Annotated in this window: 21 protein-coding genes and 1 pseudogene; 6 read left to right on the forward strand and 16 right to left on the reverse strand. The window is 37.9% G+C overall.

The window, feature by feature from the left end:
* Nucleotides 1-244: 244 nt before the first annotated feature.
* The 4 genes and pseudogenes from glnA to hflX all read right to left on the reverse strand — a co-directional run bounded on the left by glnA (nt 245) and on the right by hflX (nt 4,730).
* A complete protein-coding gene (gene glnA / locus AAG068_RS18140; protein ID WP_098759997.1) occupies nt 245-1,579 on the reverse strand; it encodes a type I glutamate--ammonia ligase in 1,335 nt (444 codons plus the stop codon).
* A gap of 48 nt (nt 1,580-1,627) precedes the next feature.
* Nucleotides 1,628-2,017: a transcriptional repressor GlnR gene (glnR, locus tag AAG068_RS18145; protein WP_000656783.1), complete on the reverse strand. Its 390-nt coding sequence runs from the start codon at nt 2,015-2,017 to the stop codon at nt 1,628-1,630.
* A gap of 174 nt (nt 2,018-2,191) precedes the next feature.
* Complete coding sequence (locus tag AAG068_RS18150) at nt 2,192-3,463, reverse strand: aminotransferase class I/II-fold pyridoxal phosphate-dependent enzyme (RefSeq protein ID WP_342715336.1); 1,272 nt, start codon at nt 3,461-3,463, stop codon at nt 2,192-2,194.
* Nucleotides 3,456-4,730 (reverse strand): annotated as a pseudogene (gene hflX, locus AAG068_RS18155) (GTPase HflX). Before hflX ends, AAG068_RS18150 begins: the two are co-directional and overlap by 8 nt.
* A 92-nt stretch (nt 4,731-4,822) precedes the next feature.
* Here hflX and AAG068_RS18160 point away from each other — a divergent pair.
* Both AAG068_RS18160 and AAG068_RS18165 read left to right on the forward strand, forming a co-directional pair.
* Nucleotides 4,823-5,446: a trimeric intracellular cation channel family protein gene (locus AAG068_RS18160; RefSeq protein WP_061658078.1), complete on the forward strand. Its 624-nt coding sequence runs from the start codon at nt 4,823-4,825 to the stop codon at nt 5,444-5,446.
* Nucleotides 5,447-5,545: 99 nt separating this feature from the next.
* Complete coding sequence (locus AAG068_RS18165; RefSeq protein ID WP_342715337.1) at nt 5,546-5,680, forward strand: hypothetical protein; 135 nt, start codon at nt 5,546-5,548, stop codon at nt 5,678-5,680.
* A gap of 35 nt (nt 5,681-5,715) precedes the next feature.
* Here the strand turns inward: AAG068_RS18165 and spoVK are convergent, their stop codons facing one another.
* Nucleotides 5,716-6,672, reverse strand: a complete 957-nt coding sequence (spoVK, locus tag AAG068_RS18170) for a stage V sporulation protein K (RefSeq protein ID WP_061658077.1) — start codon at nt 6,670-6,672, stop codon at nt 5,716-5,718.
* 113 nt (nt 6,673-6,785) lie between these two features.
* Here spoVK and AAG068_RS18175 point away from each other — a divergent pair, with 113 nt between their 5' ends.
* Entirely contained in the window at nt 6,786-7,751 is a 966-nt protein-coding gene (locus AAG068_RS18175; protein ID WP_001978463.1) for a tyrosine-type recombinase/integrase, read from the forward strand.
* 113 nt (nt 7,752-7,864) lie between these two features.
* Entirely contained in the window at nt 7,865-10,969 is a 3,105-nt protein-coding gene (locus AAG068_RS18180) for a Gly-Xaa-Xaa repeat protein (RefSeq protein WP_342715338.1), read from the forward strand.
* Nucleotides 10,970-11,048: 79 nt separating this feature from the next.
* Here AAG068_RS18180 and hfq read toward each other — a convergent pair whose 3' ends face one another.
* Entirely contained in the window at nt 11,049-11,273 is a 225-nt protein-coding gene (gene hfq, locus AAG068_RS18185; protein WP_000813896.1) for an RNA chaperone Hfq, read from the reverse strand.
* 21 nt (nt 11,274-11,294) lie between these two features.
* Entirely contained in the window at nt 11,295-12,248 is a 954-nt protein-coding gene (gene miaA / locus AAG068_RS18190) for a tRNA (adenosine(37)-N6)-dimethylallyltransferase MiaA (protein ID WP_342715350.1), read from the reverse strand.
* Between the two features lie 181 nt (nt 12,249-12,429).
* On the opposite strand from miaA, the gene AAG068_RS18195 reads away from it, so the two are divergent.
* Nucleotides 12,430-12,675, forward strand: a complete 246-nt coding sequence (locus tag AAG068_RS18195) for a hypothetical protein (RefSeq protein WP_342715351.1) — start codon at nt 12,430-12,432, stop codon at nt 12,673-12,675.
* Nucleotides 12,676-12,737: 62 nt separating this feature from the next.
* Here the strand turns inward: AAG068_RS18195 and entD are convergent, their stop codons facing one another.
* From entD to gabP, 8 genes are all read right to left on the reverse strand, one after another.
* Nucleotides 12,738-13,670: a cell wall-binding protein EntD gene (gene entD / locus AAG068_RS18200; RefSeq protein WP_342715352.1), complete on the reverse strand. Its 933-nt coding sequence runs from the start codon at nt 13,668-13,670 to the stop codon at nt 12,738-12,740.
* 348 nt (nt 13,671-14,018) lie between these two features.
* Nucleotides 14,019-15,875: a PTS fructose transporter subunit IIABC gene (locus AAG068_RS18205; RefSeq protein ID WP_342715353.1), complete on the reverse strand. Its 1,857-nt coding sequence runs from the start codon at nt 15,873-15,875 to the stop codon at nt 14,019-14,021.
* Nucleotides 15,876-15,888: 13 nt separating this feature from the next.
* On the reverse strand, nt 15,889-16,800 hold the full coding sequence (gene pfkB / locus AAG068_RS18210; RefSeq protein WP_342715354.1) for a 1-phosphofructokinase: 912 nt from the start codon (nt 16,798-16,800) through the stop codon (nt 15,889-15,891).
* Nucleotides 16,797-17,549: a DeoR/GlpR family DNA-binding transcription regulator gene (locus AAG068_RS18215; RefSeq protein WP_342715355.1), complete on the reverse strand. Its 753-nt coding sequence runs from the start codon at nt 17,547-17,549 to the stop codon at nt 16,797-16,799. Before AAG068_RS18215 ends, pfkB begins: the two co-directional genes overlap by 4 nt.
* Before the next feature lie 158 nt (nt 17,550-17,707).
* Nucleotides 17,708-18,871 carry an iron-containing alcohol dehydrogenase gene (locus AAG068_RS18220; RefSeq protein WP_098671326.1) on the reverse strand — a complete coding sequence of 388 codons (1,164 nt, stop codon included), beginning with the start codon at nt 18,869-18,871 and terminating at the stop codon, nt 17,708-17,710.
* A gap of 116 nt (nt 18,872-18,987) precedes the next feature.
* Nucleotides 18,988-19,530 (reverse strand): DUF420 domain-containing protein, encoded by a 543-nt coding sequence (locus AAG068_RS18225; RefSeq protein ID WP_000228314.1) that lies wholly within the window; start codon nt 19,528-19,530, stop codon nt 18,988-18,990.
* 317 nt (nt 19,531-19,847) lie between these two features.
* A complete protein-coding gene (locus AAG068_RS18230) occupies nt 19,848-20,186 on the reverse strand; it encodes a hypothetical protein (RefSeq protein WP_342715356.1) in 339 nt (112 codons plus the stop codon).
* Between the two features lie 133 nt (nt 20,187-20,319).
* Nucleotides 20,320-21,714, reverse strand: coding sequence for a GABA permease (gene gabP / locus AAG068_RS18235; RefSeq protein WP_342715357.1), 1,395 nt, complete (start codon nt 21,712-21,714; stop codon nt 20,320-20,322).
* 419 nt (nt 21,715-22,133) lie between these two features.
* Between gabP and AAG068_RS18240 the strand changes: the two genes are divergently transcribed.
* Nucleotides 22,134-23,216, forward strand: a complete 1,083-nt coding sequence (locus AAG068_RS18240) for a chitinase (RefSeq protein WP_342715358.1) — start codon at nt 22,134-22,136, stop codon at nt 23,214-23,216.
* A gap of 120 nt (nt 23,217-23,336) precedes the next feature.
* On the opposite strand, the gene AAG068_RS18245 is transcribed toward AAG068_RS18240, so the two are convergent.
* Nucleotides 23,337-24,230, reverse strand: a complete 894-nt coding sequence (locus AAG068_RS18245; RefSeq protein ID WP_342715359.1) for a metallophosphoesterase — start codon at nt 24,228-24,230, stop codon at nt 23,337-23,339.
* Between the last annotated feature and the right edge of the window lie 34 nt (nt 24,231-24,264).

The following is a 24,264-nucleotide window of genomic DNA, read 5'->3' on the forward strand; positions in this document are numbered from 1 at the left end:
ATATACCACTTAGTATTATTTATTGCAAGGTACTGTATTTTTCAATACTTAATTTCCGAATCAAATACATCCTCACCATAGTTCAATTTGCACATTTTCATTCATAGCTAGCATGCATTTTTAATAATCCACAATGATTTTTTCGGGCGTTTTGTGGGCACCTATTCAATTCATTTCACAAGCCTCTATATTTTCGGACAAATAAAAAAGCCCTGATACCGTAGTATCAAGGCTTTTCCCTCTCTTAGTATAGAGACATATACTGATCGCGTTCCCATTGGTGAACTTGTGTGCGGAAAATATCCCACTCAATTTCTTTCGCTTCAATGAAGTGCTCAAGTAAATGGTCACCTAGTGCACCACATACTACTTCATTCGATTGTAATGTAACTAAAGCTTGCGCTAATGTTGCTGGTAAATCAACGATACCCGCTTCTTCGCGCTCTTCTTTTGTCATTACATAGATGTTACGGTCTACTGCAGCTGGTGGAGTTAATTTGTTTTTAATTCCATCAAGACCTGCTGCTAATAATGTAGCCATTACTAAATATGGGTTTGCAGCTGGGTCAACACTACGTACTTCTACGCGTGTGCTAATACCACGTGATGCAGGGATACGTACTAATGGGCTACGGTTTTGTGCAGACCATGCTACGTAACAAGGAGCTTCGTATCCAGGTACTAAACGCTTGTAAGAGTTTACAGTTGGGTTTGCTACCGCTGTAAATGCTGGTGCGTGTTTTAAAATACCTGCGATGAAGTGACGAGCATCATCACTTAATTGTAAATCACCGTTTTGATCGAAGAATACGTTCTCACCATTTTTGAATAGTGATAAGTTACAGTGCATACCTGAACCGTTCACACCGTATAATGGTTTTGGCATAAACGTTGCGTGTAAACCGTGTTTACGAGCAATTGTTTTTACAACAAGTTTGAATGTTTGAATGTCATCACATGAGCGAATTGCATTTGCATATTTGAAATCAATTTCGTGCTGCCCTGGAGCAACCTCATGGTGAGACGCTTCAATTTCAAAGCCCATTTCTTCAAGTTCAAGAACGATATCACGACGACAATTTTCCCCTAGATCCATCGGCGCAAGGTCGAAGTATCCACCGTTATCATTTAATTCTAATGTTGGATTTCCTTTTTCATCTACTTTGAATAGGAAGAATTCTGGCTCTGGTCCAAGATTGAAATCTGAGAATCCTAAAGCTTCCATTTCTTTTAATACACGTTTTAAGTTGTTACGTGGATCTCCTTCAAATGGAGTACCATCTGCATTGTAAATATCACAGATTAATCGAGCTACTTTACCTTTTTCAGCTGTCCAAGGGAAGATAACCCAAGTATCTAAATCTGGATATAAGTACATATCAGATTCTTCAATACGTACGAAACCTTCAATAGAAGATCCATCAAACATCATTTTATTATCAAGAGCTTTTGTTAATTGGCTCACTGGAATTTCTACGTTTTTAATTACTCCTAAAAGATCCGTAAATTGTAAGCGGATATACTTTACATTCTCTTCTTTCGCCAAACGGAAAATATCTTCTTTTGTGTACCTAGCCATTATAAATTCCTCCTTAGTCCCTCTAAACACCTTCAGAATCAGTTGTCTTTAGTGAAAAAACCTTGAAATGTCACCTTGTCGCAATGAAGTTCGATTAAATCTACCTGTATGTTGTAGTTCGTCTCGAAGTATTTTGCGAAGCTCAGTTTTTGAAATTTCTTTCGTTTCTTCTTTTACTTTCACTGCTTCTGTTTGATTTTCTTTCATTAGTAACACTTGTTTAATACCAGCCATATTCAAGCCTTGATCTAATAAATCTTTAATCTCTAACAACTTATCTACATCGTTAAATGAAAATAACCTACGATTCCCCTTTGTACGGGTTGGAGAAACAAGATTATGCTCTTCATAGTAGCGAATTTGACGTGCAGACAATTGTGTTAAATCCATAACAATACCAATAGGAAACAGCGGGGCAGAACGTCTATCTTCTTTCATCGTTTCAGTTCCTCCTTCGCCTTAACTGCTTCTCATTTTATACCATGTTATGTTTAGTGTCAATAGATGTTAGCTTTTCTTACATGATTTTTTATAAATTTTTTCATTCTTTTTTCTAATGAAATAAATCATTACTTTTATGCGAAAAAAGCTGTCGAAATCGACAGCTTCCCTTTAAGAGATTTTTAATAAATCTTTTTCAATTAATGCATCAATTGCAGAACAAATCGCAATTTTCACATGTGAATAAGTTAACCCACCTTGCACGTAAGCAACATACGGCGGACGAATTGGACCATCCGCAGACAATTCAATACTTGCACCTTGAATAAACGTTCCCGCAGCCATAATTACATCATCTTCATACCCCGGCATGTAGTTGGCATACGGAGTGAAGTGAGAATTAATCGGAGATGCATATTGAATCGCTTGGCAGAATGCAATCATGCGATCTTTATCATCAAATTGAACAGACTGAATTAAATCTGTTCTCGGCGTATTCCATGCTGGTGATGTATTCATTCCTAACTTTTCTAAAAATGCAGCTGTAAAAATCGCACCCTTTAGCGCTTGTCCCGCTACATGTGGTGCTAAGAAGAATCCTTGATACATTTCTTGTAGACTGTATAAAGATGCCCCTGCTTCCGCACCAATTCCTGGAGATGTTAAACGGTATGCACACGCCTCAACATACTGTTCTTTACCAACAATGTAACCACCAGTTTTAACAATTCCACCACCTGGGTTTTTAATAAGCGAACCTGCCATTAAATCTGCACCAACATGACATGGCTCTTGCTCTTCAATAAACTCGCCATAACAGTTATCTACAAATACAACAACATCCGGTTTAATTTCTTTGACAAACGCTATCATCTCTTTAATTTGAGAAATAGTAAATGACGGACGAGTAGCATAACCTTTCGAGCGCTGAATACCAATCATCTTCGTATTACTATGAATAGCAGCTGCAACAGCTTCAAAATCAACAAGCCCCTCTTCAGTAAGCGGAACTGCATTATAGCCAATATTATATTCTTTAAATGAACCTACGCCTTTTCCGCGTACACCAACGATTTCTTCTAACGTATCATACGGCTTGCCAGTGATGTACAATAACTCATCTCCTGGACGCAAAATACCGAATAACGCTGTAGAAATAGCGTGCGTACCTGAAATAATTTGCGGACGAACAAGGCCAGCTTCCGCTCCAAATACATCTGCATACACTTTTTCTAACGTATCACGACCAATATCATCATAACCGTAACCTGTCGTCGGAATAAAATGCGAATCGCTAATTTTATGTTTACGAAAACTTTCTAACACACGAAACTGATTACTTTCAATTACTTCATCCGCACGTTTATGTACTTCTGTAATTTGGCTCTCTACTTCTTTTACGATTGGAGCAATTTTTTCTCCATTTTTCAAACGATCAAACATTTTTATTTTCTCCTTCTTCCACTAAAAATCTCTTTAATTGCACATTAAGCGATGAATGAGTAAAAATATACCCATCACAATCATATACAAATTTATCTTCTAAAAACTCCATCTTTGTTAATAGTGTTTCCGTCTTTAATAGCGTTAACAACTTACCTTCACTCGGAGGAATTTCCACATGATACCGATTCATTTCTTCCTTCATTTTCGTTTCTATCGCTTCTTTTATATGTAATAGATCATTTTCTTCAAAAGCACTAGTCATTAAGAAGTCATTTTTCGGAAACGGAATAAAGTTTTGATGTAACTCATCTTTTTTATTATATAAAGTAATAATAGGAATATGATTAATTTCAAGTTCTGACAATAATTATTTTACCGTTTTCTCGTGCCCTACATAATTAGGATCTGCAGAATCAACAACATGTAAAATAACATCCGCTTCACCCGCTTCTTCTAACGTCGAACGAAAAGCAGCAATTAATGACGTAGGTAAATCTTGTATAAAACCAACCGTATCAGTTAGTAATACTGTATAACCAGAGGGTAACGGCATCTTCCTTGTCGTCGGATCTAGCGTTGCAAACAACAAGTTTTCTTCAAATGTATCAGCTTCCGTTAATCTATTAAACAGTGTAGATTTTCCCGCATTTGTATAACCTATTAATGAAACTTGAAATACCTTATTATCTTTTCTTCTCTCACGATATCTTTTTCGATGTTCCACAACAACCGCAAGTTGTTTCTTTATTTCATCAATGCGTGATCGAATATGACGACGATCCGTCTCAAGTTTCGTCTCGCCCGGTCCTCTCGTTCCAATACCACCACCAAGACGCGATAAAGACAATCCTTGCCCCATAAGACGCGGCATTGTATATTGCAACTGAGCTAATTCTACTTGAAGCTTACCTTCTCTCGACTTCGCACGTTGCGCAAAAATATCTAATATGAGTTGTGTTCGATCAATTACCCTCCCATCTAACACTGAGGATAAATTCCGAATTTGACTCGGCGATAATTCGTTATTAAATACGATAACATCCGGTTCTAATTCTTCAGTTAACATTGTAAGCTCTTCTAATTTACCTTTACCTATATAAGTCGCCGGATGAAACTTCGGTCGTTTTTGCGTTGTAGACACTAACAATTCTGCTCGTGCAGTCTTCGCTAGCGATGCAAGCTCTTTCATGGAATGCATAAACTTTTCATCATCATCTTGCGGCAATTGACAGCCCACTAATATGACTTTTTCTTTTTCTTCCATCAAATATGTTCACTCATCCTTTTCGAAATTTAAACCTTCTAATATAATAGCAGAGGAAGCACATTTCATCTAGTTAGCGGGGGAGAAAATTCATGGCATGGGAGATTTTTAGCATCATAGGCACAATCGCTTTCGCATTAAGCGGAGCCATTGTCGCAATGGAAGAGGATTATGATATTTTCGGGGTGTATATTTTAGGAATGGCAACCGCATTTGGGGGAGGTGCCCTTCGTAATTTATTAATCGGTTATCCGATTGTCGCGTTTTGGCAACAAGACATGTTATTCCAAATCGCACTTTTATCAATGACAATTATTTTTCTTTTTCCAAATAAATTAATTAGACACTGGAAAAAGTGGGAAAATATCACTGATGCTATTGGCTTATCAGCATTTGCCGTACAAGGGGCATTATACGCTCAAAAATTAAATTTACCAATTAGCGCTACAATTGTAGCAGCCGTTTTAACTGGCATTGGCGGCGGTATTATCCGCGATCTTTTAGCCCGTAGAAAACCTCTCGTTCTTCGAGCTGATGTATATGCTTTTTGGACGATTCTGGCAGGCTTCTTAATCGGCGCTCACATTATTGTTAGCGATTGGGCTCTATACACCTTATTCATTTTAATTGTTTGCTTCCGCATGATTTCTATTCATTACAAATGGCATTTACCGCATAGACGCATCGACACAAACGAACGTTCAATGCATAAATAGCAATCCAACCTCTTTACAGATTGTAAAGAGGTTTTTCTTTTCTAATGAGTTTTTCTTTACATAATGTTTATACTAATTCTCAAAGTGAGGTGAATACAAATGACAAACCACGTTAATAAAGGGGCTCAAAAAAGCTCAGTAGGACAAATTGGACATGACCCTACTTCTGCACACGAAAAAAGCGCTAAAATGGAACACTTCCATAAATCTTATCAAGAAAAAGCAAAAAAATAATAAAAGCACTTATACAGAAAAAACAGACGCACAGTTTACGTACTGTGCGTCTCCTCTTCAAGCATCAAATCACTACTTGATATTCCAATCAAATCATATTTATCGTACGCATCCTCTTGCAACAACCGCATGGCTTGTGTACGAATCGATTTTTCAACAATATTCCGGACATATCGTCCATTACTAAACGATGTAATTTGCGACGAATACTTTACAGCATGTAAATGATCTCTAAATTTCCATTCAGCCTCTTTCGATAACTGATATTCACGTTCTTCATACATCCTCTTCCCTATTTCTAACAGTTGATTTACTGAATAATCCGCAAACTCAATTATAAATGGAAAACGGGATTGCAGTCCTGGATTCAATGAAAGAAAATGATTCATCTCTCTTGAATAACCAGCTAAAATCAACACAAACCCGTGTTGTTTATCTTCCATATGTTTTACCAGCGTATCAATTGCTTCTTTTCCAAAATCTTTTTCTCCTCCTCGGGCTAATGAATACGCCTCATCAATAAACAAAATCCCTCCCATCGCTTTTTTTATTAAATCTCTTGTCTTTTGAGCTGTATGACCGATGTACTCTCCTACAAGATCGGCACGTTCAGCTTCAACTAAGTGCCCTTTTGATAGAATATTCATCTCAAATAACAATTTCCCTATCATTCTAGCAACAGTTGTCTTCCCTGTACCTGGATTCCCTTTAAATAACATATGAAGTACTTGTTTCTCAGACTTTAATCCTATTTCTTGTCTTTTTTTATTCACATAAATCCAAGCATATATTTCTTTTATTATCTTCTTTATATCATCCATCCCAACGAGCTTTCCCATCTCTTCTTCAATTCTTTGCAGCATCTCATGTTTTGTAGTAGTTTCACTTGAAATTTCCGTTTTATTTTCTGCGGCCGGTAAAGAAATTTTTTTTCGATGATTTAACACAATGTTAATTTGATTATTATTTTTCTTTCGCATCGATTGTTCCATACAATCACCTCATTTTATCCACTCACCAAATATTATTATTCTTGTCTCCTTTGCAAATGACTATTTTCAGAAAAGTTTGCTATAATATAAGAAATAATGAAGGTGGTGGGACTATGGAGACAACGGAATTCCATGATACAATACAAGCCTTTTCTATTTTTTTATTGAATAAAGGCCGAAAACCTTCAACCATTAAACGTTATGTTTATGACATTGAAGATTTCGGACATTGGTTAGAAAAAAACAAAAAGCTCCCTTCCAGTAATATATGGGCTACACTTTGTACAAAAGACTACGAAGATTACTTTTCCGACTTAAAAAAGAATCGACATTACTCAGAGAAAACGATGCACCGTGTATTTATTGTATTAAATAGAATGCATCACTTTCTAAACATCCCTAACCCATTAAAGAACATGGAAATTTCTATTCAACCAGACCGCACACTCCGCAATGAAGATTTCATTTCATCTGATGAAGAAAAAAGATTAAAACATATAGTCACTTCATTAGAAGGACTTTCAGAAAAGCAACGTCCTGTACGCCCTTTATTGATGGATCGTAATATCGCTATTTTAAATTTACTAATTGACTATGGATTATCCTTACAGGAACTTACAGCATTAACTATGAATCACGTCCACTTTGAAACGAATACATTATCTATCCCAGCAACCGCAGGGGTAGAAAGAACAATTACATTAACTAACGAAGACAAAAAACAACTGTATACTTATTACAAAAGCATCCCAGAGCCCGTTCGTCCAAAATACCATAGTAATGATCCATTATTTATTGCATTTGATTTTAATCGCGGAACATACAGATGGGTATACGAAAATGATGCACCAAAGGGATTAACAGAAATCGCTATCCAAAAAATGATTCGCCTTGAAGTATCTAGAGCTAATTTACGAAAAGGAATCTCAGGACAACATTTTCGTAACACCTATATTTTAAACTTAATAAAAAAAGAAACCCCCGAGTCAGAAATTATAAAACTAGCTGGTTTCAAATCCAAGGTTTCACTCAAACGATATTATCAATACGCAGAAAATAGAAAAAACGCCTTATCCTAAGGCGTTTTTTCTATTTTTTCTTTAAACTAACGATTTTACTATGACCATTTAACTAATTTTTGCATCTACTATGATGAGTTTCGTTCATATCCTCATGAGAAAGGAGAGATTTAATGTCTCATTATAACGACAATCAGAACAAATTCTCCAAACCATGCTTTCCAAGTAGCGCTGGACGAATCCCAAATACTCCATCAATCCCAGTTACTAAGGCACAACTTAGAACATTCCGCGCAATCATTATTGATTTAACAAAAATCATTCCAAAACTTTTCGCAAATCCATCTCCTCAAAATATTGAAGATCTAATTGATACATTGAACCTACTAAGTAAATTTATTTGTTCACTAGACGCTACTTCCTCCCTGAAAGCACAAGGGTTAGCTATTATTAAAAACTTAATAACTATATTAAAAAATCCAACTTTCGTAGCAAGTGCGGTATTTATCGAGCTTCAAAATCTAATTAATTATTTACTATACATTACAAAATTATTCCGAATCGACCCTTGCACACTTCAAGAACTTCTTAAATTAATAGCAGCATTACAAACCGCTCTAGTTAATTCTGCTTCATTTATTCAAGGACCTACTGGACCTACTGGGCCAGCCGGCGCGACGGGGGCTACCGGACCTCAAGGGCCTCAAGGTAATACAGGCGCCCAAGGACCTGCGGGCGCAACGGGGGCTCAAGGACCTGCGGGCGCAACGGGGGCTACGGGGGCTACCGGGCCTCAGGGACCTCAGGGTGTTCAAGGTAACACAGGTGCTACCGGTGCCACTGGACCTCAAGGTGCTCAAGGACCTGCTGGTGCTACTGGTGCCACTGGACCTCAAGGTGCTCAAGGACCTGCTGGTGCTACTGGTGCCACTGGACCTCAGGGTGTTCAAGGTAATACAGGTGCTACCGGTGCCACTGGACCTCAAGGTGTTCAAGGTAACACAGGTGCTACCGGTGCCACTGGACCTCAGGGTATTCAAGGACCTGCTGGTGCTACTGGCGCTACTGGACCTCAAGGTATTCAAGGACCTGCTGGTGCTACCGGTGCTACTGGACCTCAAGGTGTTCAAGGTAACACAGGTGCTACCGGTGCCACTGGACCTCAGGGTATTCAAGGACCTGCTGGTGCTACCGGCGCTACTGGACCTCAGGGTGCGCAAGGTAACACAGGTGCTACTGGTGCCACTGGACCTCAAGGTGCTCAAGGACCTGCTGGTGCCACTGGACCTCAGGGTATTCAAGGACCTGCTGGTGCTACTGGTGCTACCGGACCTCAGGGTATTCAAGGACCTGCTGGTGCTACCGGTGCTACTGGACCTCAAGGTGTTCAAGGTAACACAGGTGCTACCGGTGCCACTGGACCTCAAGGTGTTCAAGGTAACACAGGTGCTACCGGTGCCACTGGACCTCAGGGTATTCAAGGACCTGCTGGTGCTACTGGCGCTACTGGACCTCAAGGTATTCAAGGACCTGCTGGTGCTACTGGCGCTACTGGACCTCAAGGTATTCAAGGACCTGCTGGTGCTACCGGTGCTACTGGACCTCAAGGTGTTCAAGGTAACACAGGTGCTACCGGTGCCACTGGACCTCAGGGTGCGCAAGGTAACACAGGTGCTACTGGTGCCACTGGACCTCAAGGTGCTCAAGGACCTGCTGGTGCTACTGGTGCCACTGGACCTCAAGGTGTTCAAGGTAACACAGGTGCTACCGGACCTCAAGGTGTTCAAGGTAATACAGGTGCTACCGGACCTCAAGGTGTTCAAGGTAACACAGGTGCTACCGGACCTCAAGGTGTTCAAGGTAATACAGGTGCTACCGGACCTCAAGGTGTTCAAGGTAACACAGGTGCTACCGGTGCCACTGGACCTCAGGGTATTCAAGGACCTGCTGGTGCTACCGGTGCTACTGGACCTCAAGGTGCTCAAGGACCTGCTGGTGCTACCGGACCTCAGGGTATTCAAGGACCTGCTGGTGCTACTGGTGCTACCGGACCTCAGGGTATTCAAGGACCTGCTGGTGCTACTGGTGCTACCGGACCTCAGGGTATTCAAGGACCTGCTGGTGCTACTGGTGCTACCGGACCTCAGGGTATTCAAGGACCTGCTGGTGCTACCGGCGCTACTGGACCTCAGGGTATTCAAGGACCTGCTGGTGCTACCGGCGCTACTGGACCTCAGGGTATTCAAGGACCTGCTGGTGCTACCGGCGCTACTGGACCTCAAGGTATTCAAGGACCTGCTGGTGCTACTGGCGCTACTGGTATAGGAGTTACTGGACCTCAAGGACCTCAGGGTGCTCAAGGACCTGCTGGTGCTACTGGCGCTACTGGACCTCAAGGTATCCAAGGACCAACAGGCGCTACCGGACCTCAGGGTATTCAAGGACCTGCTGGTGCTACCGGCGCTACTGGACCTCAAGGTATTCAAGGACCTGCTGGTGCTACTGGCGCTACTGGTATAGGAGTTACTGGACCTCAAGGACCTCAGGGTACTCAAGGACCTGCTGGTGCTACTGGCGCTACTGGACCTCAAGGTATTCAAGGACCTGCTGGTGCTACTGGCGCTACTGGACCTCAAGGTATTCAAGGACCTGCTGGTGCTACCGGCGCTACTGGACCTCAAGGTATTCAAGGACCTGCTGGTGCTACTGGCGCTACTGGACCTCAAGGTATTCAAGGACCTGCTGGTGCTACTGGCGCTACTGGACCTCAAGGTATTCAAGGACCTGCTGGTGCTACTGGCGCTACTGGACCTCAAGGTATCCAAGGACCAACAGGCGCTACTGGTATAGGAGTTACTGGACCTACCGGGCCTACTGGACCTAGCTTCCCTGTAGCAACAATTGTCGTTACAAACAACATTCAGCAAACAGTACTCCAATTTAACAACTTCATTTTTAATACTGCAATTAACGTAAACAACATTATCTTCAATGGCACAGATACAGTCACTGTTATCAACGCTGGTATTTATGTCATTAGCGTATCCATCTCTACAACTACACCAGGATGTGCTCCACTCGGAGTAGGAATTTCAATAAATGGAGCAGTCGCAACTGACAACTTCTCTTCAAATCTAATAGGCGACTCACTTTCATTTACTACAATCGAAACATTAGCTGCTGGCGCAAACATTTCTGTCAAATCTACCCTTAGCGAAATTACAATTCCTGAAACAGGAAACACTAACATTCGCCTTACTGTATTTAGAATCGCTTAAATTTCACTATGTATTGTTTATGGCAAATAAAAAAAGAGCGAGAAATTCGCTCTTTTTTGTTATGTACAATAATTCATTACTATTCTAATTCAATTGAAACATTTTTTTGTGGTACAAATGTAGAAATTGCATGTTTATAAATAAGCTGTTGCTTACCTTCCGTTTCCAGTAGGACTGTAAAATTATCAAATCCTTTAATTAATCCACGAAGCTGGAAACCATTTAATAAGTACAGCGTAACAAACGTATTCTCTTTACGGAGTTGATTTAAAAATTGATCTTGAATATTGATTGATTGCTTCATGTCGAATCCTCCTCTTTTTCTCTACTTACTATTATTCGACTTTAGTTGTATCTTTCCTTCTATGTATCGTAAAATTTCTGACGTTTTTTCACCGTCTGTAACATCAAACCATGTGACATCCATCTTATTACGGAACCACGTTAATTGACGTTTTGCATAACGACGTGAATTTGTCTTTAATTGTGATACCGCTTCTTCTAAAGAGACACGATTCTCAAAATAATCGTATAACTCTTTATACCCAATCGCTTGAATAGATTGACACTCTCGTATCCCTCTATTATACAATCCTTCTACTTCTTCTAATAAACCTTGGTCCATCATTATATCAACTCGTAAGTTAATGCGATCGTATAGCATTTCTCGATCCATTGTCAAGCCAATCAAGGAAACATCGTATAATAACTCGTTTTCTTGTTTTTCAAGTTGATTACTCATTTTTTCACCCGTCGTGCGGAAAATTTCTAAAGCTCTAATGACACGGCGGACATTATTCGCGTGAATACGCTCAGCACTTTCTGGGTCTACTTCTTGTAATTTTTTATGTACATACTCCACACCATGTTCCACTGCTAACTTTTCCATTTGTTCACGGTATATAGTATCACCAGCTTCATCCGTAAACTGATAATCGAATAAAACGGATTGTATATACAGACCTGTTCCACCAACGATAATTGGCAATTTACCACGTTCTGTAATCTCTCGAATATGCTTACGAACACGTTCTTGAAATTCGGCAACAGAAAATGATTCTTCCGGATTTTTTATATCGATCATATAATGTGGAATTCCGTCCATCTCTTCTTTCGTCACCTTTGCAGTTCCAATATCCATCGTACGATAAATCTGCATGGAATCTCCACTTATAATTTCACCATTCAACGCTTTGGCAAGATCAATACTTAACTTCGTCTTTCCAACAGCAGTTGGTCCAATGATGACAGCAACTTTTTCACGTTGCACTTCTCCCATATCATTCAACTCTCTTTATGTAATGTACTCCATCTATTGATTATATCCAATCTTACCAATTTTAACGGCATGATTGCAAGTTCTTTCATTTCGGTACATGAAATTATAAATAAAAAAGAACATAGTTTGTCCAATTCCGCATATACATGAGTAAAAATACGTTTGAGGGGATGCGTCGACCATGGAACAATCTTCCATAAATTTTTCATCTTTAACAAAAGACCTTATTTTAGCTACTGCTACAAAGGAACAAAATTGTTCACAAGAAGAATTATACTTCGCCTTAAATTGTTTGCTACGTTCTTTTCATTCTACTCTCCAAGAAACCACATTACATTCTGAAAATAAAAATACAGAGTATATACAAAATCAATTTTGCAGTGCATATAAAATCATTACAGGTAAAACTATTTATCCTTTTCAATGATTCATAAAAGGCGGTTGCTTACACACTTTCAAGCAACCGCCTTTTATATTAATACATATACACTACTCTATAACTTTTACTTTTACAGATTTGCGCCCCCAGCTATTCGCACTACCATCTGAGCCTACTAGAACATCAATACGATTTCCTTTAATCGCACCACCAGTATCTCCAGCAATCGCTTCTCCGTACCCTTCTACCCATACTTTTGACCCAAGTGGAATTACTTTAGGATCAACAGCAATTACTTTCATATTTGGATTCGCTGTTAAATCATGCCCCATTGCAGTTAATACACGACCACCATACGTACCATTCTCACTTGGATGCGCTGTATACGCTGTCGCTTCTACTGTTATTTCACGTCCACCAGCAGGTGCACTTGTTTGAGTAGATTTCGCAACTTGTTTCGTAGTTGACTGCTGTTTTACCACAGGTTTATTTGATTCTACATTCTTAACAGACTCTTCGTTCTTAACTACTTTATTATTCTTAACCGGCGTATTTACTCTTACTGGCGCTTCTTCTTGCGCTACAACTTCTTTCTTTTCAATTACAGGTGCCGTCCCTGTTAAAAATGGCACGTGAACATATCCTGTTTTTCCATTATAGTCAAATTGTAACCATTCATTTTGAACTTGATTTGTCGTTTCGATTATATCATTTTTATTCAGTTTACCAAGAATTTCTGAGTCAGTATTCGCTCCAGCGCGAACATTTAACACGCCCGCCGTCACATAATATGTACTTTTTGTAAATTCAGCACTTACAAACGCTTCTTGACCATTTAATTTAATTTTTGTCCATCCATTTTCTGTATTTACAACATCTAATTTATTTCCGCTTAACATTTTACCTACAAGCTTAGACTCTACAGTTGGGTTTTCTCTAACATTTAATACGTCTGTTGTTACAAACGTTTCTGCTTTCGCAGAACCTGCAAAAATCCCAAGACCAAAAACTGCCGCCGTTGCTATACCTAATAATTTTTTCATGAATAGCCTCCATTTGCTTTGTTTTCGTATTTTCATTATAGCAACAGATTTTTAGGATTTTTCGAAATCACACAATTACAAACCATTCGTAATATGCGATTAATGAGTTGTAACATAAATTTCCATATTAACGAATCCCATTTCTAATAGAATCTTCAATAGTTTTCATATATTTTCCACATACAAGCACCAGAATTTTTTTCCAGAAAAAATTACAGTATTACTTTTTTGTTACAAAAAAATCATATTTCATTACATCTTTTACCAAAATCCATCATTCTCCAATTATTAACTCCTTTTTTTGTAATAAAAAGGAGCAGCTCATAAAAGCTCCCCCCTTTACATCTGTTATTTAATTTTCTTTTTCCAAATCCCCATCATAAGAGCTGAAACAACTGTCCCTACTAATATCGAGAAAATATATAGCACCGGTTTATTTACTAATGCGATAACAAATAACCCACCATGCGGTGCTGGTAATGTAATTTGGAATAACATAGATAATGCACCCGCAATACTTGAACCAACAACACAACTTACTATCACTCGAACCGGATCTGCCGCAGCAAATGGAATGGCACCTTCTGTAATAAACGATGCGCCCATAATATAATTTGTTAAACCAGATTTACGTTCTGCTTCAGTAAACTTTGATTTAAAGACAGTAGTTGCGAATGCAATCGCTAATGGCGGTACCATACCACCAGCCATAACAGCAGAGTGTACGCCAAAGTTCTGCGCTTCTATTGCAGCAATACCAAAAGTAAATGCAGCTTTATTAATCGGACCACCCATATCAATTGCCATCATGCCGCCTAAAATAAGACCTAATAATATAGCATTTGTACCGTTCAAACCATTTAACCATCCTGTTAGCATTTCATTTAATGCTACTACTGGTGGGTTTACTACTTTTTGCATAACAACTCCTGTAATTAACAATCCAAAGACTGGATATAACAAAACAGGTTTAATTCCTTCTAACTGTACTGGTAATCCTGAAAATAATTTTTTCAACCCTAAAACAACATATCCAGCTAAGAAACCAGCAATTAATCCACCTAAAAACCCCGCATTTGCTTGCGCTGCTAAAAATCCACCTACAACACCAGGCATAAAACCAGGTCGATCAGCAATAGAACTTGCAATAAATCCAGCTAAAATTGGTACAAGGAATAAAAACGCCCCTGTTTTCCCTCCTCCAATAGACATGAACAATTCAGCTAAAGGACCTTCCGCCTTTATACCACCAAACGAAAACGCTAATGCGATTAAAATCCCACCACCAACAACGAATGGAAGCATATTACTTACGCCGTTCATTAAATGCTTATAAATTCCTAATCCTTTTTCTTTTTCCGTACTTTCTGCCTTTCCATCTTCTTTTACACCTTTAAAGATTGGTGCATCTTGCTTTACAGCTCGATTAAGAAGTGTTTCCGTTTTTCTAATCCCATCAGCGACTGGTACTTGAATGACATGCTTCCCAGCAAAACGGTTCATTTCTACTTGTTTATCTGCTGCTACGATAATAGCTGTTGCTCGTTCAATGTCTTCTTTCGTTAAACCGTTTTTTATACCTGTTGATCCGTTCGTTTCAACTTTAATTGCGATTCCTAGCTCTGCTGCTTTTGCTTTCAAGCTATCTGCAGCCATATACGTGTGAGCGATTCCAGTTGGGCAAGCCGTAACTGCCAATACGTAGGGTTCATTTCCTTCTGGTTTTGCAACTTCAACCTCTTCTTCTTTTTCATTCTCTTTTTCATCAAACAAACGAAGAAGTTCCTCTTCATCCTTTGCTTCTAATAATTGCTTACGGAACCCTTCATCCATTAATAATGTAGATAGACGCGATAACGTTTCTAAATGAGTATTATTCGCCCCTTCACTTGCAGCAATCATAAAAAATAAATGAGCTGGTTGCCCGTCAAGCGATTCATAATTGATACCGCTTACACTTCTACCAAAACAAATCGCTGGTTGCTTAACAGCTTTTGTTTTCGCATGAGGGATTGCAATCCCTTCCCCTATTCCAGTTGTACTTTGTGACTCCCGCTTTAAAATAGCTTCTTTAAATTCCACTTTACTATTTAAACGATTTGCGCCGTTTAATTTCTCAACTAATTCATCTATGACAGCTTCTTTATTTGAAGCTGTCAAATTCATAATAACTGTATCCCTTTTTAATAGTTCTGTAATTTTCATATGTTGCTTCCCCCTATCGCTTAGCTACGATTACTTGCGACAATAATTCTTCTACTTTTTCCTTTTCACATAAATCAGCTGAGAATGCTGTTGCACTCCCTGTTGCAACGCCATATTGAAATGCCTTTTCAATATCTTTTGTCTGTTCATATTTACCAACAAATCCTGCAACGAGAGAATCTCCTGCCCCAACCGAGTTAATTACAACACCTTTCGGAACAGTTGCTTCATATATACCTTCTGCTGTAAATAATAAAGCTCCATCTCCTGCCATTGACACGATCACATGCTCTACACCTTGTTCGATTAATTTTCTTCCATACGGTAAAATATCTTCTACTGTTGAAATCTCTACATCGAATAACTCACCAAGTTCATGATGATTAGGCTTTATTAAAAATGGCTTATTTTTAATTACATGCTGCAGTGCACTTCCGCTCGCATCGACTACTACTCGAATACCTTTTTCAGCTCCGAGCGCTGCGATTGATTCATAAAAGGTAGTTGGGATAGATGCAGGTACACTTCCAGCTAGCACAACGCAATCTCCCTGCTTCATACTTTCGATTTGTTTCATTAATTGTTCAAATTGCTCATTTGTCACATTAGGACCTTGCCCATTTAATTCTGTCTCTTCTTGCCCTTTTATTTTCACATTAATTCGGGAATCTCCGCCTACTTGGACGAAGTTTGTCATTACGCCTTCCGCCTGTAATACACCTTTAATAAATTGACCGGTGAATCCACCAGTAAATCCAAGTGCTACATTTTCCACACCTAAACGATGGAGAACGCGAGAAACATTAATCCCTTTTCCTCCAGGAAACTTCATATTTTTCTCTGCTCGATTGACTGCGCCTAAATCAAAGGAATTAACTTGTACTACATAATCAATAGATGGATTTAAAGTAACTGTATAGATCATTGTTTATCAGCCTCAATTACATTGGTTTGTCTTTTATATTTTTCTAAATCAATTTCTAAATGGTTTGTAATAATATTTGCCTCTTCAACATTGGCAATTTTCGCAAACGCAACTTCTGAAAACTTACTTTCATCAATTAAGAAATATCCTTCGTTCGCTAATGTTAATGCCATTTGTTTTAATAATGCCTCTTCTGGATCTGGAGTTGTAAAACCAAACTGTTCATGTACACCATTTGCGCCTAAAAAACATTTATCAAAGCGATACTTTTGCATACTTTCCTGTGCCATAGCACCAATTAAAGCTTTCGTCCTACTTTTCATCATTCCGCCTAGTAAATATGCACGAATATTATTTTCAACTAAAGCTTCAATATGCATAAGTCCATTCGTAACGACAGTAACATCTTTATTTATTAAAAATGGAATCATTTCAAATGTCGTACTTCCTGCATCTAAATAAATGCAATCACCTTGTTCAACAATGCTAGCGGCATACTTCGCAATTTGTTGTTTTATTTGAATGTTTTTGGATGATTTTTCAACCATCGTCGGCTCCTGTCCTTTTCCTGTTAAAACAGCTGCACCACCGTGGACTCTTTTTAATAACCTTTGTTTTTCCAATTGCGCTAAATCACGACGAATTGTTGATTCAGAGCTTTCTGTTCTTTCTACTAATTGTTGTAATTTAACAACCTTCTGCTCTTTTACAAGTTGCAATATCATTTGATGACGTTCAGGAGTTAACATTTTATTCACCTCTTCTTTGATTACAGTATAATGAAAACGATCACAAAAATCAACCATAAACATTCATAAATAATCAAAAACAGTCACTAACAGTTATAAACAACAAAAAAGAAACCCATTTGATTGTTATATCAAATGGGTTCCTTTACTCGCTTCACTTATAGGGAAGCTTTATATATGCTTAAAACATCGTCTTTATTTAATTTTTTAAAGTTACCAAATTCGCCATAAGCCATCGCTTTATCCGCCATTACATCAATTTCGTTTTCTCCAATAGCGTAATCAGCTAATGTTACCGGCGCTTCAATTGAAGTCCAAAACTGACGTAACGCCTCAATCCCTTCTAACGCAATCTCTCGATCAGTCTTTCCATCCGTTTCTACATCGAATACACGAATAGCAAACTGTTTAAAACGACTTACATTTTCATCTACAACATGCTTCATCCAGTTCGGGAATAAAATCGCCAAGCCACCCCCATGTGGTATATCATGAACCGCAGAAACTGCATGCTCAATATTATGAGTGGCCCAGTCTCCTTTTACTCCCATCGCTAAAATGCCGTTTAACGCCATAGTACCGCAATATAAAATGGTTTCTCTATGCTCATAATTTCCTAAATCATTTAAAAGCTTAGGAGCCGTTTCAATTACTGTTTTTAAAACAGATTCACAATAACGATCTTGTAGTTCTGTATTTGTTCCGTTGTGGAAATATTGCTCTAATACGTGCGACATAATATCTACCATACCGTAAATTGTTTGATCCTTCGGCACAGACGCAGTATGAACTGGATCTAAAATTGAAAACTGCGGGAAAGTAACTGGACTACCCCAGCCATATTTTTCATTCGTTTCCCAGTTTGTAATGACAGAACCAGCATTCATTTCAGATCCTGTTGCTGCAAGCGTAAGTACAGTACCAAATGGTAATGCCTCACTAGCAAAAGCTTTTTTCGTTACAATATCCCACACATCTCCATCGTACTTACTACCAGCAGCAATTGCCTTCGTACAGTCAATTACACTTCCTCCACCAACTGCTAAAATAAATTCAACACCATTATCTTTACAAATTTGAATTCCTTTCTTTACAGTCGATACACGAGGATTCGGTTCAACGCCTGTCAATTCAAATACTTCTGCATTTATATCTTTTAAAATAGAAATTACATTATCATAAATACCGTTTCTTTTAATACTGCCTCCCCCGTATACGAGAAGAACTTTTTTACCGAACTGTGGAATTTCAGTTTTCAACTGTTCTAATTGCCCTTTACCGAAAATAAGTTTCGTTGGATTACGAAATACAAAATTTTGCATATTCCTTTACCATCCCTTCTATATGAAAAGTAACTATACTTTTGTATACCATATTTTTTTCATTTCACAAAAATATTTGCCTAACAAAAAAATCCCAGCCTACAGGCTGAGATTTTTTATTGATAATAGGGTGAGATCATTAAGTAAACAATAACACCAGATAAACTTACATATAACCAAATTGGCATCGTCCAACGTACAATTTTACGATGACGTGTTAATTGATTTGTAAAACCAAATACAAGTGCAAACAATGCAAGCGGTACAATAATTGCTGCCAGGATAATATGTGTAATTAAAATGATGAAATACACATATTTAATGAATCCTTCTCCGCCAAAATGTGTTGCTGGCGCTAAGTAATGATACGATAAATAAGAAACACAAAATAGCAACGTCGTTGTAAATGCTGCCAGGATGAAACCACGGTGCATTTTCACATTCTTCTTAATAATAGAGTATAGAGCTGCTAATAAGAATACGAACGTAAAGCTATTAAAAATTGCATTTAACATTGGTAAAATTGTTACATCAAAATGTAATTCTCCTTCATAGCCAACAGGTCCAAAGAACAAAAATAAAATAATCGCATTTACAATTACAGAAAGCGTTATCACAATAGGAGCATAGCTTTTCTGATTTGTTGATTGATCCACCAAAATGGTCACTCCCTCTTCCTTCAAATATGTATACGTAACCTCACTATTTTAACATACTATTCACAGTGTAAATGTGACAATAGTTTGACACAGCAAGATAAGACAAAGAAAAAATCCTTCTTAATACAACTTCTTAAGAAGGATTTTATCGCTTTATTATTCAAATAGCAAAGCGATTAGTTTTTGTTAAAAAATGTATCGCTATATGCTTGAAAAATTTCAGACACTTGATAACCCATTAATGAAATTGCTGTTAATGAAAAGAAACCAATCATAAGAAATCGAAACCACATATAAATCTCCTCCTTGTATTTAGCTTAAAAAACGTTTGCTATATTACAAGTTGAGTGGTACTCTTCATCGTCACTTTCCTTTTTCTTTACAATTGCTGTTATAAATCGAATCATAAAGAAAATAACAAAAGGAATTTGTTCGTAATTCACATTGGCATAGTTTAGCAACGGCTCGCGCTGCATATCGAACGGGGATGAGAAGGAATAGAACATACCTTGCTCTTCCATATATACAATTACAATTTTCATGCAAAATACGATTCCTAGAAACGAAACAACATCTTGCCATTCTGTCGTATATAACAGGTTATACAGCTCTAATACATACTCTTCCATCATCATCCCCCCTTCCTTTTTTACCATTTTGCTCGCCTTCGTATAAAAAGTCAAGAAAAAAGTTTATATTCACTATGACAATAGTAATTACTTGTTTCTATGATTATATATGATTCTTTTATAGCAATGATTGGGTGTAACTCTCTTCTAAAACAAGAAATTAGAAGCGAACAGATTCCTCATTCTTACTCTTAGGATTCAACACTGTACTATTTTTCTTTCTATTAAAAATAAAATAAGAAATGATTATAAGAACAGTAACAAGCATTGTTAATAGTGCCTGCGAACGTAAAGATTCAATTGCAAGCATCGCAACTAAAACTGCTATAATAGCGGCAATTGTAACATACGTTGCATACGGGAAAAACCACATTTTCACTTTCAAATTTTGTCGTTCTACTTTTCCCATTTTTTTACGAATCTTGAAATGCGAAATAGCTATAACAAGATAAACGAGTAACGCAATCCCGCCAGATGCATTCACTAAAAATAAAAAGACTTTATCTGGAGATATGTAACTAAAAACAACGCCAATATAAGCGAAGAACGTTCCGAATAAAACGGCACGAACTGGAACACCACTACTGTTCAATTTCAAAAACGCCTTTGGAGCATCTCCTCTTTCTGCCATCGAAAAAAGCATTCTTGAGTTTGTATATAAACCCGAATTTAAACAAGAGAGTACAGCTGTTAAAACGATAAAATTCATAATTTGTGCCGCAGCTGGTATTCCTATATGTTCCAGTACCGCTACAAACGGACTTTTCAGTATGTTTGCTGAATTCCATGGAAGAAGTGTAACAACTACAGCGATCGATCCAATAAAAAATACGAGAATACGCCAAATTACACTATTTGTTGCTGTTTTTACTGCTTTTACAGGTTCAGCAGATTCTCCAGCAGCTACTGCAACAATCTCAGATCCCATAAATGAAAATATAACGACAGTAATTCCAAGTAGCACCGAACTTATACCGTTTGGCATAAATCCCCCTTGTCCTACTAAATTGGAAGTGCCAGGTGCTTCCGTTCCTGGTACAAATCCTAAAATAACAGCTAGTCCAAGACAAAGGAACAAAACAATACTTATCACTTTAATAAAAGAAAACCAATATTCAAACTCTCCAAATGATTTCACTGAAAAAACATTCGTCAATGTTAATAAAATCGTTAATATTAGGCTTAATAACCAAAGCGGGATTTCCGGAATCCAGTATTGAATAATACCAGCTCCTGCTGTGGCTTCTATCGCAATAACAATTACCCAGAAAAACCAATATAGCCACCCAATTGTATAACCCGCCCATGGACCAATTGCTTCTCGTGCATATGTTGCAAATGAACCACTTGTCGGGTTAATAGCTGCCATTTCTCCTAGCATTCTCATAACGAAAATAACTAGAAGCCCTGCTAATGCATATGAAACGATAGAACCTGGCCCTGCTGAATGTACAACCGCACCACTCCCAACAAACAAACCAGCTCCTATTACGCCGCCAATTGAGATCATTGTAATGTGGCGTATTTTTAGATCTTTCTTAAGATTTTTATCCAACTCTTGTACATCCCCTTCCAAACGTAATTTTGAAATTTCCCCCGCATTAACGGGCAGTAAGACCCCCACCTCAAAATTCAGTGGAAGCAAAGAAGTTAGGTGGGAATCTACTGCCCGTAAAAGCCCAATTGGTGAGGGCTAATAATCAGCGGGGGATGAACCCCCCCACTGATTAAAGTTTCAGTTTATGTAAGAGTATTATGCGAAAAACCTTGTCCTATACTCTAAAATATATCAAAATATTCTGAATTTAACAATTGTAATGTAAGCTTCTACAGAAATTATTACATTAGGTTTAATAATTTTCCATATACAATTGTTGAGAAAATTATAGTTGGCTTACAAACGAATGAATTTTCAGATATTATTAATTAAACAAGATTATACATCTAGACAACTTTTTGTATAGGAGTGTTGATATGTTAAACAAGTTCAAATTCATTTGTTGTACTTTAGTCATTTTCTTACTGCTACCGCTAGTCCCCTTTCAAGCACAAGCAGCAAACAATTTAGGTTCAAAATTACTCGTTGGATACTGGCATAACTTCGATAACGGTACTGGCATAATTAAATTAAAAGACGTTTCACCAAAATGGGATGTAATCAATGTTTCCTTTGGTGAGACTGGTGGTGATCGTTCCACCGTTGAATTTTCTCCTGTGTACGGTACAGATGCAGAATTTAAATCAGATATTTCTTATTTAAAAAGTAAAGGAAAGAAAGTAGTTCTTTCAATAGGTGGACAAAATGGGATCGTTCTACTTCCTGACAATGCCGCTAAGCAACGTTTTATTAATTCTCTACAATCTCTAATCGATAAATACGGTTTTGATGGAATAGATATTGACCTTGAATCAGGTATTTACTTAAACGGAAATGACACTAATTTCAAAAACCCAACGACCCCTCAAATCGTAAATCTTATTTCAGCTATTCGGACAATCTCAGATCATTATGGTCCAGATTTTCTATTAAGTATGGCTCCTGAAACAGCTTATGTTCAAGGCGGATATAGCGCATATGGAAGCATATGGGGTGCATATTTACCGATTATTTACGGAGTGAAAGACAAACTAACATACATTCACGTTCAACACTACAACGCTGGTAGCGGAATTGGAATGGACGGTAATAACTACAATCAAGGTACTGCAGACTACGAGGTCGCTATGGCAGATATGCTCTTACATGGTTTTCCTGTAGGTGGTAATGCAAATAACATTTTCCCAGCCCTTCGTTCGGATCAAGTCATGATTGGACTTCCTGCAGCACCAGAGGCCGCTCCAAGTGGCGGATATATTTCTCCAACTGAAATGAAAAAAGCTTTAGATTATATCATTAAAGGAATTCCTTTCGGAGGAAAGTATAAGCTTTCAAATCAGAGTGGCTACCCTGCATTCCGCGGCCTAATGTCTTGGTCTATTAATTGGGATGCAAAAAATAACTTTGAATTCTCTAGTAACTATAGAACATATTTTGATGCGATTCCCTTGGAAAAATAATAAAAAACAACAATAGGTTATTTAACCTATTGTTGTTTTTTATTCAGAGTGATGGGAACCCCTAAAGGTTTTCCATCACTCTGACTTTCTTTGAAAGCCCTCCTACTAATCTAAAGTAGTCTAGTTACTATTTTGCTTCAATACAAATGCTGAAAGTTCAGGTACACTCCAAAATCTAACAGGCATTCGGGTTGTCCCAATACCACGATTTACGTATAAATGTAACGGCTTATTCTTTCCTTCTAATTCATACATACCTTCAATATGACTCTCAGCTAATTTTGTAGTAATTAATGGACCTATAAAAGGAATTTGAACTTGTCCTCCATGACTATGTCCTGACATTTGAAAATCAACTGGGTAACGAGCTACTTTGTCTACAACATCCGGCTCATGTACTAAGAGCATATTGAAATCTTGTTGCCTTACTTGTTTTAAAGTCGTGTCTATTTGCGGCTTCCCTAATAAAAAATCATCCAAACCTGATATTGTAATATATTTGCCATTTTCCGCTTTAATTTTCTGCACTTCATTTACTAACACAGAGAAACCAGCTTCCTCCATATACTTTTTATAAAATAAACTACCGCCCCCGCCTCTATCATGATTCCCAAACACTGCATATTTCCCTAAGGACGCATGTATTTTCTGCAAAATGCCTTTCGCTTCTTCTCTTTCTGCCTTATACGATCCAAACTTATCTATTAAATCCCCTGTAAAAACTACTATATCTGGATGCAACGTATTCATCTTCTCTACCAAATTTTCTAGTTGTTTCAATGTAAATTCTGGCCCTAAATGCACATCTGAGAATTGTAATATCTTCTTATTATTAAACTCTTTAGGAATTGTAGAAGCTTCTATTTCATTCCACGTAACTGTTACTAGTTTTCTCTCTATTTCTGTCGCGTAGAAATACAAACTTATTGAAATTATTACTATACTTATGAAACTGATTATAAATATCTTGACGATTGATTTCTTTTGTTCTTTTTTTACATGATGTGTATTCATGTTCTCACCTCTAGAAGTACTTTAAAGCCTTATT

The organism is Bacillus paramycoides (assembly GCF_038971285.1).
In the GTDB taxonomy this organism is placed as follows: domain Bacteria; phylum Bacillota; class Bacilli; order Bacillales; family Bacillaceae_G; genus Bacillus_A.

What these genes read in the sequence shown, in the direction of transcription:
- AAG068_RS18230 (WP_342715356.1), bottom strand. Translation starts at nt 20,186, where the DNA reads ATGGTAAAAAAGGAAGGGGGGATGATGATGGAAGAGTATGTATTAGAG.
- entD (WP_342715352.1), bottom strand. Translation starts at nt 13,670, where the DNA reads ATGAAAAAATTATTAGGTATAGCAACGGCGGCAGTTTTTGGTCTTGGG.
- AAG068_RS18175 (WP_001978463.1), top strand. Translation starts at nt 6,786, where the DNA reads ATGGAGACAACGGAATTCCATGATACAATACAAGCCTTTTCTATTTTT.
- AAG068_RS18180 (WP_342715338.1), top strand. Translation starts at nt 7,865, where the DNA reads ATGTCTCATTATAACGACAATCAGAACAAATTCTCCAAACCATGCTTT.
- pfkB (WP_342715354.1), bottom strand. Translation starts at nt 16,800, where the DNA reads ATGATCTATACAGTTACTTTAAATCCATCTATTGATTATGTAGTACAA.
- glnR (WP_000656783.1), bottom strand. Translation starts at nt 2,017, where the DNA reads ATGAAAGAAGATAGACGTTCTGCCCCGCTGTTTCCTATTGGTATTGTT.
- AAG068_RS18215 (WP_342715355.1), bottom strand. Translation starts at nt 17,549, where the DNA reads ATGTTAACTCCTGAACGTCATCAAATGATATTGCAACTTGTAAAAGAG.
- AAG068_RS18205 (WP_342715353.1), bottom strand. Translation starts at nt 15,875, where the DNA reads ATGAAAATTACAGAACTATTAAAAAGGGATACAGTTATTATGAATTTG.
- miaA (WP_342715350.1), bottom strand. Translation starts at nt 12,248, where the DNA reads ATGGGAGAAGTGCAACGTGAAAAAGTTGCTGTCATCATTGGACCAACT.
- AAG068_RS18160 (WP_061658078.1), top strand. Translation starts at nt 4,823, where the DNA reads ATGGCATGGGAGATTTTTAGCATCATAGGCACAATCGCTTTCGCATTA.
- AAG068_RS18240 (WP_342715358.1), top strand. Translation starts at nt 22,134, where the DNA reads ATGTTAAACAAGTTCAAATTCATTTGTTGTACTTTAGTCATTTTCTTA.
- spoVK (WP_061658077.1), bottom strand. Translation starts at nt 6,672, where the DNA reads ATGGAACAATCGATGCGAAAGAAAAATAATAATCAAATTAACATTGTG.
- AAG068_RS18245 (WP_342715359.1), bottom strand. Translation starts at nt 24,230, where the DNA reads ATGAATACACATCATGTAAAAAAAGAACAAAAGAAATCAATCGTCAAG.
- hfq (WP_000813896.1), bottom strand. Translation starts at nt 11,273, where the DNA reads ATGAAGCAATCAATCAATATTCAAGATCAATTTTTAAATCAACTCCGT.
- AAG068_RS18220 (WP_098671326.1), bottom strand. Translation starts at nt 18,871, where the DNA reads ATGCAAAATTTTGTATTTCGTAATCCAACGAAACTTATTTTCGGTAAA.
- AAG068_RS18165 (WP_342715337.1), top strand. Translation starts at nt 5,546, where the DNA reads ATGACAAACCACGTTAATAAAGGGGCTCAAAAAAGCTCAGTAGGACAA.
- AAG068_RS18150 (WP_342715336.1), bottom strand. Translation starts at nt 3,463, where the DNA reads ATGTTTGATCGTTTGAAAAATGGAGAAAAAATTGCTCCAATCGTAAAA.
- glnA (WP_098759997.1), bottom strand. Translation starts at nt 1,579, where the DNA reads ATGGCTAGGTACACAAAAGAAGATATTTTCCGTTTGGCGAAAGAAGAG.
- AAG068_RS18195 (WP_342715351.1), top strand. Translation starts at nt 12,430, where the DNA reads ATGGAACAATCTTCCATAAATTTTTCATCTTTAACAAAAGACCTTATT.